Annotated in this window: 11 protein-coding genes and 1 pseudogene; 1 reads left to right on the top strand and 11 read right to left on the bottom strand. The window is 70.2% G+C overall.

Going from position 1 to position 12,917, the window contains the following annotated elements:
• From groL to VHA72_RS15765, 11 genes and pseudogenes are all read right to left on the bottom strand, one after another.
• Window positions 1-1,208 (bottom strand): annotated as a pseudogene (gene groL, locus VHA72_RS15815) (chaperonin GroEL); the annotation flags it as partial.
• A gap of 193 nt (window positions 1,209-1,401) precedes the next feature.
• Window positions 1,402-1,932, bottom strand: a complete 531-nt coding sequence (locus VHA72_RS15810; protein ID WP_325576928.1) for a GNAT family N-acetyltransferase — start codon at window positions 1,930-1,932, stop codon at window positions 1,402-1,404.
• A gap of 9 nt (window positions 1,933-1,941) precedes the next feature.
• Window positions 1,942-4,791 (bottom strand): FAD-binding and (Fe-S)-binding domain-containing protein, encoded by a 2,850-nt coding sequence (locus VHA72_RS15805; protein WP_325576926.1) that lies wholly within the window; start codon window positions 4,789-4,791, stop codon window positions 1,942-1,944.
• A gap of 18 nt (window positions 4,792-4,809) precedes the next feature.
• Window positions 4,810-5,646 carry a DUF6282 family protein gene (locus tag VHA72_RS15800; RefSeq protein ID WP_325576924.1) on the bottom strand — a complete coding sequence of 279 codons (837 nt, stop codon included), beginning with the start codon at window positions 5,644-5,646 and terminating at the stop codon, window positions 4,810-4,812.
• Window positions 5,639-6,424, bottom strand: coding sequence for a nitrilase-related carbon-nitrogen hydrolase (locus VHA72_RS15795; RefSeq protein ID WP_325576922.1), 786 nt, complete (start codon window positions 6,422-6,424; stop codon window positions 5,639-5,641). The genes VHA72_RS15800 and VHA72_RS15795 overlap by 8 nt, the downstream gene beginning before the upstream one ends.
• Window positions 6,425-6,450: 26 nt before the next feature.
• Entirely contained in the window at window positions 6,451-7,401 is a 951-nt protein-coding gene (locus tag VHA72_RS15790) for a glycine betaine ABC transporter substrate-binding protein (RefSeq protein ID WP_325576920.1), read from the bottom strand.
• Window positions 7,402-7,469: 68 nt separating this feature from the next.
• Window positions 7,470-8,228, bottom strand: coding sequence for an ABC transporter permease (locus VHA72_RS15785; RefSeq protein ID WP_325576918.1), 759 nt, complete (start codon window positions 8,226-8,228; stop codon window positions 7,470-7,472).
• Entirely contained in the window at window positions 8,225-9,229 is a 1,005-nt protein-coding gene (locus VHA72_RS15780; protein WP_325576916.1) for an ABC transporter ATP-binding protein, read from the bottom strand. Before VHA72_RS15780 ends, VHA72_RS15785 begins: the two co-directional genes overlap by 4 nt.
• Window positions 9,222-9,869: an ABC transporter permease gene (locus VHA72_RS15775; protein ID WP_325576914.1), complete on the bottom strand. Its 648-nt coding sequence runs from the start codon at window positions 9,867-9,869 to the stop codon at window positions 9,222-9,224. Before VHA72_RS15775 ends, VHA72_RS15780 begins: the two co-directional genes overlap by 8 nt.
• Before the next feature lie 112 nt (window positions 9,870-9,981).
• Window positions 9,982-10,767, bottom strand: a complete 786-nt coding sequence (locus VHA72_RS15770) for an IclR family transcriptional regulator (RefSeq protein WP_325576912.1) — start codon at window positions 10,765-10,767, stop codon at window positions 9,982-9,984.
• A 188-nt stretch (window positions 10,768-10,955) separates the two neighbouring features.
• Complete coding sequence (locus VHA72_RS15765) at window positions 10,956-11,876, bottom strand: alpha/beta hydrolase (protein WP_325576910.1); 921 nt, start codon at window positions 11,874-11,876, stop codon at window positions 10,956-10,958.
• A gap of 166 nt (window positions 11,877-12,042) precedes the next feature.
• Between VHA72_RS15765 and VHA72_RS15760 the strand changes: the two genes are divergently transcribed.
• The coding region (locus tag VHA72_RS15760; protein ID WP_325576908.1) for an NAD(P)H-dependent flavin oxidoreductase at window positions 12,043-12,917 on the top strand (875 nt) is incomplete at its 3' end.

The following is a 12,917-nucleotide window of genomic DNA, read 5'->3' as shown; positions in this document are numbered from 1 at the left end:
GCCTTCGCGTTGCGGACGGCGTCCTCGATGCGGTGCTTGCGCTCCTTGAGCTCGACCTCGGTGGCCGCGCCGACCTTGATGACGGCCACGCCGCCGGCCAGCTTGGCGAGGCGCTCCTGCAGCTTCTCGCGGTCGTAGTCGGAGTCCGACTTCTCGATCTCGGCGCGGATCTGGTTGACCCGACCCTCGATCTGGGCCTGGTCGCCGGCACCGTCGACGATGGTGGTCTCGTCCTTGGTGATGACGATCTTGCGCGCCTGGCCGAGCAGCGCGAGGTCGGTGTTCTCCAGCTTGAGGCCGACCTCCTCGCTGATCACCTGACCGCCGGTCAGGATCGCGATGTCCTGCAGCATGGCCTTGCGGCGGTCACCGAAGCCCGGGGCCTTGACGGCGACGGACTTGAAGGTGCCGCGGATCTTGTTGACGACCAGCGTGGACAGCGCCTCGCCGTCGACGTCCTCGGCGATGATGACCAGCGGCTTGCCGGACTGGATGACCTTCTCCAGCAGCGGCAGCAGGTCCTTGACGTTGGAGATCTTCTGGTTCGCGATGAGGACGTAGGCGTCCTCCAGGACCGTCTCCATCCGCTCCGGGTCGGTCACGAAGTACGCCGAGATGTAGCCCTTGTCGAAGCGCATACCCTCGGTGAGCTCGAGGTCGAGGCCGAACGTGTTCGACTCCTCGACCGTGATCACGCCCTCCTTGCCGACCTTGTCCATCGCCTCGGCGATGATCTCGCCGACGGTGGGGTCGGCGGCCGAGATGGACGCGGTGGAGGCGATCTGCTCCTTGGTCTCGACGTCCTTGGCCAGCGCGAGCAACTGCTCGGAGATGGCCGAGACGGCGGCCTCGATGCCGCGCTTGAGACCCATCGGGTTGGCGCCCGCGGCGACGTTGCGCAGGCCCTCGCGGACCAGCGCCTGGGCGAGAACGGTCGCGGTGGTCGTGCCGTCACCCGCGACGTCGTCGGTCTTCTTCGCGACCTCCTTGACCAGCTCGGCCCCGATCTTCTCGTAGGGGTCCTCGAGCTCGATCTCCTTGGCGATCGAGACACCGTCGTTGGTGATCGTGGGGGCACCCCACTTCTTCTACAGAACGACGTTGCGGCCCTTCGGGCCGAGGGTGACCTTGACGGCGTCGGCGAGGGTGTTCATGCCCCGCTCGAGACCGCGTCGGGCCTCCTCGTTGAAAGCAATCAGCTTCGGCATTGCCTGCGATCCTTCACGTGGGAAGTTCGTATGGGACCGGTCCGATGGGCTGCCCGCGACGGACGGCCTCCCGGCGTGCGAACCCTTCTCGCCGCCCTCCGGAGACCTCAACGTCATCGGTCCGGTGTTGTCACTCTCATGCTACGAGTGCCAATGTCATGTTTAGCACTCGGCCCTGGAGAGTGCAAGAAATTCAGAGCGTCTTGACCAGTAGCTCGAAGGCGAGGTCGTGGCGCTGCGGCAGCCCGAAGCGCTCGTCGCCGTACGGGAACGGATGCAGCTCCCCGGTACGCCGGTAGCCGCGGCGCTCGTAGTACCCGATCAGTTCCGTGCGCTGCACGATCACCGTCATGTGCATCTGCTCGGCGCCACGCTCCCGCTCGCGCCGCTCCGCCTCGGCGAGCACCTGCCGGCCCAGCCCGCCGCCCTGGTGACCGGGCCGCACCGCGAACATGCCGAAGTAGCCGACGCCGCCGCGCTCCTCCAGCTGGCAGCAGGCCACGATCAGCCCCTCCCGCTCGGCCACCAGCATCCGGCTGCCCGGGGTGGTGACGACGGCTGCCACCCCCTCGGGATCGGTGCGCTGGCCGTGCAGCAGGTCGGCCTCGGTGGTCCAGCCGGCCCGGCTGGCGTCACCCCGGTACGCCGACTCGATCAGCGCCACCAGCTCGGCCACGTCGGCGAGGGTCGCCTCGCGGAAGCTCAGTCCCGTCGCGGTGGTCACACCCGGACCCTACGCCGACGACGATGCGGATCCGTCCTCGCGGAGCGCCTGGGCCAGCACCTGCACGAGATGCCGGCTGTCCAGCCCGGCCAGGTCGCGCAGCTGGGTACGGCAGGAGAAGCCGTCGGCCAGGATCCGCCGGTCGGGTGCGGCGTCGGCCCGCTTGATGATCCCCTCGCGGGCGATGGTCTCGGAGATCTCGTAGTGCCCCTTCTCCATCCCGAAATTGCCGGCCAGGCCGCAGCAGCCCGCGGACGTCTCGACGTCACAGCCCATCGACTCCAGCAGCTGCCGGTCGGCGTCGTACCCCATCACCGCATAGTGATGACAGTGCGGCTGCACCAGCAGCCTCTCCGCCGAACGCGGCGGGGTCCAACCCTGCGAGGTGAGCAGTTCGGCCACGGTCCGGACCGCCCCGCTGACCTCGACCGCACGCGAGTCGTCGGGCAGCAGCTCGAGCAGGTCCGAGCGCAGCGTGGCGGTGCAGCTGGGCTCGAGCCCGACGACGGTCCGGCCGGCACGGACGTGGGGCGTCAACACGTCCAGCGTCCTGCGCAGCTTCGCCCTGGCGGCCGTCAGCTGGCCGGTGGAGACCAGCGTGAGTCCGCAGCACGCGCCGGGCGGCGCGATCTCGATGTCGCAGCCGGCGGCGCTGAGCACCTCGACGGCATCACGCGCGATCTGCGGTGCCAGCGCATCCGAGAACGAGTCGACCCACAGCAGCACCCGGGGGGCGCCCGTGCTGCCCTCGACCCGGTCGGGCCTGCGCCACCGGAACGGCGCCCGCGGCAGCCGCGGCAGCGAGCGTCGAGGATCGGCACCCATCATCCGCATCATCGTCTTCCGGGCGAGCGGGATGCGCCCGAGAAGGTTCACGAGCAGCGCGAAGGGCGCCAGCAGTCGCAGCCACTGCGGCAGCCGACCGAGGGTGTAGTGGCTCAGTGGCCGGCGCCGGCCGGCGTACGTGCGATGCAGGGTCTCCGACTTGAGCATCGCCATGTCGACCCCGGCCGGGCAGTCGCTCGCGCACGCCTTGCAACTCAGGCAGAGGTCGAGCGCCTCGTGCACCTCGGGGGCGTCCCAGTCGACACCGGCCGTCCGACCGTTGAGCATCTCCTGCAGCGCGCGGGCCCGGCCGCGAGTGGAGTCCTTCTCGTCCCTGGTCGCGACGTAGGACGGGCACATGAAGCCGCCCTGCTCACGCAGGTCTGCGCGGCACTTGCCGACGCCGACGCACCGGTGGACGGCCTTGGTGACGTCGCCCTTGTCGTGGGCGAAGGCGAAGCCGTCGGCGGCAGCGACCGGGAGCGCCTGCGGCCGGCGCAGGTCGGCGTCGAGTGGTGCCGGGTGGACCACGACGCCGGGGTTCATCAGGTCGTCGGGGTCGAGCAGCGCCTTGAAGGCGGCCATCACCCGCAGCGCCTCGGGGCTGTACATGCTGGGCAGTAGCTCCGAGCGCGCTCGCCCGTCGCCGTGCTCGCCGGAGAGCGAACCGCCGTGCTCGGCGGCCAGCGCGGCGGCACGCTCGACGAAGCGCCGCATCACCACGGCCTCGTGCTCCAGCGGGAAGTCGATCCGGGCATGCACGCAACCGTCGCCGAAGTGCCCGTAGGCCAGACCGGAGAGTCCCTCCTCGGCCATCAGCGCCTCCAGCCCACGCAGGTAGTCACCCAGTCTCTTTGGGGGTACGGCGGAGTCCTCCCACCCCGGCCAGGCCTGCTCCCCCGCCACCGTCCGACCGGCCAGCCCGGCACCGTCGGCACGGATCTGCCACAGCCGGGTCGCCTCCGGTCCGGCGGGCAGCACCAGCGCGTCCGTCGCCGTGGACGCCGCCACCAGCCGCTTTGCCGCCGCGACCGCCTCGGCCGACGTCTCCCCGCCCAGCTCCGCCATCAGCCAGCCGCCTCCGTCCGGCAGCGCCGGAACGGCCTGGGCGCTGTGCGCCCGCACCACCTCGACCAGCTGTGCGTCCAGGCCCTCGAGCGCCAGCGGCTCGAACGGCAGCAGCCGGGGCACGTCGTCGGCCGCGGTCGCCATATCGGCGTACCCGAGCACGGCCAGCGCGGGCGCGGGGCTGCGCGGCACCAGCCTGACGGTGGCCTCCAGCAGCAGGCCGCACGAGCCCTCGGTGCCGACCAGTGCCGCGGGCAGGTTCCAGCCGTTCTCCGGGAGCAGATGCTCCAGGGAGTAGCCGGAGATCTGCCGGCCAAACCGGCCGAACTCGGTGCGCAGCGTCGCCAGGCTGGCGTCCACGAGTGCGGCCAGACCCGGCACCCGGGCCACCGCATCGCGCCCGGATGCGACCGTGATCACCTCGCCATCGCCGGTGAGCCAGGTCATCGAGACGACGTTGTCGGCGGTGCGTCCGTAGGCCAGCCCATGCGGGCCGCAGGCGTTGTTGCCGATCATCCCGCCGATCGTGCAGCGGGTGGCGGTGGAGGGGTCTGGCCCGAAGCGCAGCCCGAATGGCGCCGCTTGCTCCTGGAGCACGCTCAGGACGACGCCCGGCTCCACGACCGCCGTGGAGGACTCGGCGTCGATGGCCAGCACCCGGTTCATGTACCGCGAGAAGTCGAGCACCAGCCCCGGCCCGATGGCATTGCCGGCACAGGAGGTGCCGCCGCCTCGGGCGGTGATGGGCACGCCGTGTGCCCGCGCGGTCCGGACGGCCACCACCACGTCCTCACGCGAGCGCGGCGTCAGCACCACCTGCGGTCGGATGCGGTAGTTGGACGCGTCGGTCGAATAGAGCCCTCGGGCGAGGGACGAGTCGTCGACCAGGTCGGCGTCCAGGCAGGCGCGCAGGTCGTCGGCGAAGGCCTCGGCCGAGGCGTGGACGTCGGTCAGGTCGGTGACCATGGAGCGATGCCTCTCGGGTCAGGGATGGGTGAGCACGAGCCGGCGCGGCGTGTCGCTGGCTGCGTCCCGCAGCCAGCCGAGGTCGAGACCCTCGGCGGCCAGCACGGCGATGAGCTGCTCGAGCGCCTGCGCCGGCTCGGGACTGTCCGGCTGGCCGGCGTCGGAGGCGAGCACCAGCCGCGGACCGGCGGCGCGGGCCACCTCGGCCAGCCGCGCGGGCGTCATGCCGGGCTGGTGCAGCAACTGGTACGCGGTGATCTCGACGTACGCACCGCGCTGGGCGAACGCGGCGATCTCGGCAACGGCCATGTCCGGCACCGTGTACGACGGATGCGTCAGCAGGAACCTGCCGATGCCGCGCCGGCCTGCCTGCTGGAACAGCCACCGGCACTCGTCGCCGCTGACGTGGCCGGTGCACAGCACCGCGTCGTGCTCGGCGATCAGGTCGAGGGTCAACGCGATGTCGGCCTCGGCCTCGGGGTCGTCCAGCACCGGCGGAACGGCGAGGGTGGCGCGGCCTAGCCGCTCGTCGAGATCCTCCAGCCGCGGCAGCCGCGCCGCCTCCTGGGTATGCGCGTCAGCGGTGGGGAACCACACCACCCGGCCGCCGGTCGAGAGCGCCGAGAGCACCGCGGCCGGGTTGATCCCACCGACGGCGCGGTTCAGCGTGATGCCACCGACCACGTCCAGGGTCGTCGACCGGCTCAGCGCGCTGGCGCGGCCGACGGTGGGCTCGTGATGCGCCTTGAGCACGAACCCGGTGTAGCCCGCCGCGGCATAGCCCGCCGCGATCTGATCGTCGTACCCGATCCGGTCCAGGACGTCCGGAGCGGCATGGACGTGCACGTCAAACATGGCGCTCCGCCCGCCGCAGGAGGTCGGCGACGAGCTCGACCCGCTCCTCGGCGAGCAGCGGCACCTCCGCACGCCGTCGACGCAGAGCAGCCAGGTCGAGATCCACCGCCACGGCACCCGGCTCGGCACCCAGCGACGCGAGGGTCTCGCCGTCGGGCCCGACCACGCGCGAGCCGCCCCAGAACGGCTCGCCGCTGTCGACGCCACACCGGTTCACGAAGACCACGTAGCACTGCAGCAGGATCGCGGCGTGCTGGACGATGATCGCCCAGGTACGCCGGATCCCCTCAGGGTCGGCGCCGGCGATGCTCGCGACCGGAACCACCAGCACCTCGGCACCGCCGCGAGCCGCCAGCCACGGGACCGCGGGATGCCACATGTCGTTGCAGATCACCGTCGCGACCCGAGCGTCGGCGACCTCGGTAGGCTCCAGCGTGCTGCCCGGCTGGAACAGCAGATGCTCATTCCAGGGCGCATAGGAGACCGGGTACAGCTTGCGCTGGAGACCGGCACCGATCCGGTAGCTGTTCCAGGGCAATCCCGTGTCGCACCGCTCCGCGAACCCGACGCCCACACCCGCGGCGGCCAGCTCCGCCAGCCGCGGGTCGTCACACCGCAGGAGTGTGTCCTCCTCGGCCTCGACGAAGCCGTAGCCCGTCGCCGAGAGCTCCGGTGTCACGGCGAGGTCGACCGCGCCGAGGTCCGCGCGCAGGGCGGCGATCTGGGCCAGGTTCTCCTCGACCGCGTTGAAGGTCGGCGCGGTCTGGAGGAGCCCCACCCGCAGCGGGCGGGGCCCCTTCGCGCTCAGTTCAGCTTGTTGGCGCGCAGCCACGAGCTGGCGACCTCCTCCGGCGTCTTGCCGTCCACGTCGATCTCGGCGTTGAGCTTCTGCAGCTCCGGCGTGGTCAGGAGCTTGCTCACCGGTGCCATCACGCTCGCGATCTCCGGGTCCTTGGCCAGCACGTCGCCGCGCACGTTGAGCGACAGGTTGTACGGCGGGAAGAACTTCTTGTCGTCCTCCAGCACGGTCAGCTTCAGGGCGGCGATGCGGCCGTCGGTGGCGAAGACCTCACCGAAGTTGCACGGGTTGCCCTTCGCGACGGCGTTGTAGATCGGGCCCTCGGCCAGTTCGGCGGTGTCGCCCTTGGGCAGGTCGAAGCCGTAGGCCTTCTCCACGCCCGGCCAGCCGTCGTCACGACCGAAGAACTCCGAGGCGCCACAGAACTTGGCCTCGCTCGGGTTCGACTGCGCGAGCTTGGCGTAGTCCGAGATGGTCTTGATGCCGAGCTTCTGGGCGACGTCGGTCTTGACGGCGATCGCGTAGGTGTTGTTCGCCGCGGCCGGCGGGAGCCAGACGACGTTGTTCTTCGCCTTGTCCATGGCGCTGACCTTCTGATACATCTGCGCCGGGTCGTTGACCGTCGTCGTCTGCTGCAGGTCCAGCCAGCCCGTGCCGGTGTACTCCCAGTACATGTCGACGGAGCCGCTGGTCAGCGCCGCCCGGACCGCGTTGGAGCCGCTCATGCCGCAGGTGCGCTTCACGGTGGCACCCTGCGACTCGAGCCGCTGGGCGGTGATCTCACACAGCAGGAGCTGCTCGGTGAACTCCTTGGAGGCGACGGTGAGGGTGTCGCCCTTGAGCGGGCCGTCCTTGGCGGGCCCGGATGTCTGGTGGGGACTGTTGCTGCTCAGAGCACAGCCAGTCATGAGCAGCGTGCTCACCAGGCCGGTCACGGCCAGCGCGGTCTTGCGCATGCGAGAACTCCTTGTCAGTCGATCGAAGCAGGGGTCGGTAGAGGTGGGTCCGAGTCAGAGGGCGCGGCTCAGATGCCGCGCGGGCGCAGGACGCGCTCGGCCAGTCCGGCGAGCCAGTCCACGGTGAGGGCCAGACAGATCGTGAGCGTGCTGCCGACGATCAGGACCGGCATGCGGTCCAGCGCGATGCCGGAGGAGATGATGCTGCCCAGCCCGCCGGCGTTCGTGTAGGCGGCCAGGGTGCCGGCGCCGACGTTGAGGATCAGTGCCACCCGGATGCCGGCGAGCATCACCGGTACGGCGAGGGGCAGTTCGATCGTGGTGAGGACGCGGAACCCGCTCATCCCCATGCCGCGACCGGCGTCGATCAGCGCAGCGTCGACCTGGCGGATGCCCACCATGGTGTTGCGCAGCACCGGCAGCAGCGCGTAGGCGACCAGCGCGACGACGGCCATCCAGAAGCCGACCCCGAACAGCATCGCCAGCACCACCAGTACGCCGATCGACGGCACCGCCTGTCCGGCGTTCGCCACGGCCAGGAAGACCGCACCGATCCGACCGATGCCGGGCCGGGTCAGCAGCACGCCGAGCGGCACGCCGATCGCGATGGTGAGGATGGTCGAGGCGACGACGAGCTCGATGTGCTTCCACACCGCTGTCGCCACGACGTCGAAGGCCAGACTGCGGGTCTCGATCGAGTCCATGTGCAGCGAGTTGACGTAGGCCCACACGCCGACGAGCAGGGCCACCACGACCAGCGGCAGCAGCCAGGGCACGGAGCGTCGGCCACCGGAGACCTCGACGTTCTCGACCGCGGCCGCGCTCATGCTGGCACCGTCGTGGGCTGGGACGCCGCCGTCAGCAGCGTCTGGAGACCGATCCGGCGCACGCCGCCGGCCAGGGCGACCTCGACGCCCTCGGCCCGCGCCGCCAGCACGAGCTCCAGGGCACGGTGGACGCTCTCACCGGCCTCGACCGGCACCGTGCGCCCGAGCGCGGCGTCGTCGGCGGGACCGAAGGAGGCGAGTACGTCGGAGACCTTCAGCAGCGACAGCCGGCGTACCGGCGCTCCACCGCCGACGAAGTCGCGGACGAAGTCGTCGGCGGGGTTGGACAGGATCTCCAGTGGCGTGTCGAACTGGACGAGGCGGCACCCCGGGCCGAAGATCGCGATCCGATCGCCCAGGCGCAGTGCCTCATCGATGTCGTGCGTGACCATCACGATGGTCTTGCGCAGCCGGTCCTGGAGGCGGAGGAACTCCATCTGCAGCTTCTCGCGAGCAATCGGGTCCACCGCGCCGAACGGCTCGTCCATCAGCATCACCGGCGGATCCGCGGCCAGGGCCCGGGCCACACCGACGCGCTGCTGCTGGCCACCGGAGAGCTGACGCGGATAGCGCCGGGCGTAGGTGGCCGGAGCGAGGCCCACCATCTCCAGCAGCTCCTCGGCGCGCTTGCGGCGCTCGGCCTTCTTGACGCCGAGCATCTTCGGGACCAGCGCGATGTTGTCCGCGATGGTCAGGTGAGGCAGCAGCCCGATCTGTTGGATGACGTAGCCGATGCCGTGCCGCAGCCGGTCCACATCGGAGTGGGTGACATCCTCGCCGTCGATGAGGATCCGGCCGCCGGTCGGCTCGACGAGACGGTTGATCATCCGCAGCGTGGTCGTCTTGCCGCAGCCGGACGGGCCGACCAGGACGACGAACTCGCCTCGCTTGATCTCCATCGAGAGCTCCGCCACCGCTGGGCCTTCCTGGCCGGGGTAGTGCTTGGAGACGCCGTCGAGGACGATCATGGCGTCGTCGCCGGGGGTGTGCTTGTCAGACATTCAATCCTCGCAGTGTGGTGATCTTGGCGATCGCGATGAAGAGCAGGTCCAGCAGCAGGGCCACCACGACCACACCGATCACGCCGGAGAGGGTCTGCTCCAGGGCGTTCTTGCCGCCAATGCGGGCCAGACCCTGGAAGATGAGTTGGCCGAGGCCGGGGCCGTGGACGACGGCGGCGATGGCGGCCGTGGCCACGAGCATGATGGTGGACGTCCGGATCCCGTTGAGGATGACCGGCCAGGCCAAGGGCAGGACGACCGTGCGCATCCTTCGCGCCGGCCCCATACCCAGGCCTCGAGCGGCATCGATGATCGCATCGTCCACCCCCTCGATGCCCGTCACCGTGTTGCGCAGGATCGGGAAGATGCCGTAGACGACCAGGGCCACGATGGTCGGCGACGACCCGAGGCCGAAAAGCGGGATCATCAGCGCGAACAGCGCGAACGATGGAACGGTCAACAGCGTGCCGGTCAGGGACATCAGGCCGTCCCGGACCCTCGGCACGGGCTGGGTCAACAGGGCGAGACCGATGCCGATCGCGGCCGAGATGGCGACGCTGATCAGGACCAGCTCGACGTGCTGCTCGCCGAGGAAGACCAGGTCCGATCTGTTGTCTGAGATGTATGAGAGGAGACTCACGCCCGGCTCCGTTCCCAGAGCGCGAGCATGCCGGGCGAACGCCTAGCGAGATGCTGCATGGTGTGTCCTCGCCACTTCGTGATGTGGATGGGTGTTCGGTCGGGATCGCCGCTCAGGCCGAGCGGGCCTCGGCGGAGAGCGATCCCTGGAGCTGCCGCACCGTGGTGAGCAGATGGCCGGCGAATGCCTGGATATGCGGCTCGATCCGAAACGCCGGGCCGGAGATGTTGACCGCGGCCTTGATCCGCCCGGAGAAGTCGCGCACCGGAGCGCCGATGCCGATGAGCTCGGGGTCGAAGATCCGGTTGGCGACCGTGTACCCACGCTCGCGGGCCGCGTGGATCTGGGTCAGCAGCTCGCGGGCCTCGCGGGCCGGGACACCGTCGTCGCCGCGGCGCACGATGTCGATGATGTGCTCGTCGTCGTGGTCCATCAGCAGGGCCATGCCGCTGGAGCTGCGATTGACCGGGATGGTGCGGCCGACCCAGTTGACCGCCTCGATGGAGCGTCGCGAGCTCTCCGAGTGCACGGTCAGGACCTCGCCGTCGCTCAGCACGGTCAGGTAGGTGCGCTCACGGACCGCCTCGGTCAATCGCAGCATCAGCGGCGCGGCGAGCTTGGTGAGTCGCTGGTCGCCGGCCCGGACGGCCAGGGCGAACAGTCGCCAGCTCAGCTCGTAGCGACCGGACGTGTCCCGGGACACGAGGCCGGTCTCGAGCAGGCTCTTGAGCTGCCGGGAGACCACCGACTTCTCTCGGCCCAGGATCCGGGCGACATCGGCGACGGAGAGCCCGTCGGGGAAGACGGTCGGGTCGGCCGAGGTCAGGGCGTCGAGGATCGCCATCACACGCGAGGCGCCGCTGCGCACGGCGGGCGCTTCCTTCTGGCCCTGGGTCATCTCTTACTCTCCTTCCTGGAGCCCGTCCTCCGGACGGGCCCAGCCGGTCTGCCGGCGACGGTGGGACGCTAGAAGTGCAGTGTGTGACGTGCAACACTGCGTTGCGTTTTCTGCACCGTAGCCCAGCCGGTGCGAGCCTCCTGCCGGAGGGCCGCCGCTCCACGGCGGCCGCTCCGGCAGCGCGGGCGTCAGGCCGAGACGCTTCGGGCAGGCGCCGACGACGCGGCGAACGCGGCGTCGAAGAAGCTCTCCAGCTGGTCGCAGAGCCGGACGAACTCCGGGTGGTCGGCGTACATGAAGTCGTTGTGCCGGCCGTCCACGGTGTAGAGCGTCTTCGGCGACGACGCAGCGGCGTAGAGGGCGAGCGCCTCGTCGTAGGGGTGCAGCGAGTTGCGCTTGCCGTGGGCGATGAACAGCGGCTTCGGCGCCAGCCTGGCGACGACGTTCTCCACCTTCAGGTCCAGGATCGACTCGGTGAACTGCACCCGGGTCGGGTGGCCGAAACCGTAGATCTGCGCCAGCTCGGCCTGGACGTAGTCGTCGGTGGCCGGATCCAGGGGGTAGTGCGCGAAGGTGTCGGCGAGCCTGGACTCGCCCTCCAGGACCCGCTGAACCCGGTCCTGCGCCACCTCGTCGACGATCTTGAGGAACTCGTCATAGGTGTGGATCGACTTCAGCCAGCGCTCGCCGTCGTAGAAGCCGTTGAGGGCGGCCACGCCGGCGACTCCGTCGCTCTTCTCGCCCGCCATGACGACGTTCGCCGCGCCCATGCCCCAGCCGACCAGCCCGACGCGACGGGAGTCGATATCCTCCTGCGCACTGATGAACGTCACGGCGTTGCGCACGTCCTGGACCTGCTCCTCGAGCAGGACCCGGCCCTTCTCACCCTCGCTGTCGGCCATGCCGCGGTAGTCGAACCCGAAGCAGACGAACCCGCGCGCGGTCAGGTTGCCGGCGAACATCTTGGGATAGAACTCGTTGAAGCCCTGATAGCCGGAGTTCACCACGAGGGCCTTATGCGGTCCGGGCGCGGAGAGGTCGTCCGGGTAGTAGATGGTCGCCTTGAGGCGGCTGCCCTCGCTGTAGAAGGTAACGTCCTTCTCGATCACGATGATGTTCCTTGTCTAGTCGTCCAGTCGTAGCCGGCGTCGCTTCCGCGACGGCCTCACTATCTGGACGAAGGTGTGGTTATCACAACGCGACGGTGCACAAATTGCAACGCCGGCCCCGACTTTCTCCGGCGCAGCATTGGGCGACGCGATTAATGTCGAAGCCATGCGTCTGCCGGAGTCCCTTCGCACGCCCGTTCCACTGATCAGCGCACCGATGGCCGGCCCCGGGGGCGGCCGGCTCGCCCATGCCGTCTCCGTCGCCGGCGGACTGGGCATGTTCGGCGTCAACGACAGCCGCAGCCCGGAATGGATCGCCGCGGAGGCGCGGGTCGCCGGCGCGGAGGGTGCGCCGTACGGCATCGGGCTGGCGGCCTGGGCCCTGGACAAGCACCCCGAGCAGCTCGACGCCGTCGTCGCGCTGCGACCGACACTGGTCTCGGTCAGCTTCGGCGAGTACGCCGACGCCGTCGGCCGGCTGCGCGATGAGGGCATCCTGACCGCGACGCAGGTCGGCTGCCTCGACGACCTCGAGGGCGCCATCGACGCCGGCGTCGACGTGATCGTGGCGCGCGGCGGCGAGGGCGGCGGGCACGGCCGCAACACCATGGCCACGCTGCCATTGCTGCAACTGGTCCTGGACCGCACCGAGCTGCCGGTCTACGCCGCCGGCGGCATCCTCAACCACCGCGGACTGGCGGCGGTGCTCGCGGCCGGCGCCGCCGGCGCCTGGGTCGGCACCGCCTTCCTGGGCACCGTCGAGGCGGCCGGCACCCCGGCCGCGAAGGCGGCGCTCTTCGACGCCCAGGCCACCGGGTACGGACGCGTCTTCGACGAGGCGCAGGAGGTGGGCTGGCCACACGAGTTCGGCGGCCGGTCGGTGGCCAACCGCTTCTTCGAGGAGTGGATCGGCCGCGAGGAGGAGCTGGACGAGGGCGCCCGCACCCGCTTCCGGGCCGCCGTCTCCGGACAGGACTACTCCGTCGCGCACCTCTACGCCGGTGAGGGCGTGGTCGCCCTCACCCACGAGACGACCGCCGC

Source organism: Nocardioides sp., assembly GCF_035547795.1.
Taxonomy (GTDB): Bacteria; Actinomycetota; Actinomycetes; order Propionibacteriales; family Nocardioidaceae; genus Nocardioides.
This window is presented reverse-complemented; position numbering and strand designations above follow the sequence as displayed.

Coding starts and splice junctions, on each gene's coding strand:
- VHA72_RS15780 (WP_325576916.1), bottom strand. CDS start 9,229: ATGTCTGACAAGCACACCCCCGGCGACGACGCCATGATCGTCCTCGAC.
- VHA72_RS15770 (WP_325576912.1), bottom strand. CDS start 10,767: ATGACCCAGGGCCAGAAGGAAGCGCCCGCCGTGCGCAGCGGCGCCTCG.
- VHA72_RS15785 (WP_325576918.1), bottom strand. CDS start 8,228: ATGAGCGCGGCCGCGGTCGAGAACGTCGAGGTCTCCGGTGGCCGACGC.
- VHA72_RS15805 (WP_325576926.1), bottom strand. CDS start 4,791: ATGGTCACCGACCTGACCGACGTCCACGCCTCGGCCGAGGCCTTCGCC.
- VHA72_RS15800 (WP_325576924.1), bottom strand. CDS start 5,646: ATGTTTGACGTGCACGTCCATGCCGCTCCGGACGTCCTGGACCGGATC.
- VHA72_RS15790 (WP_325576920.1), bottom strand. CDS start 7,401: ATGCGCAAGACCGCGCTGGCCGTGACCGGCCTGGTGAGCACGCTGCTC.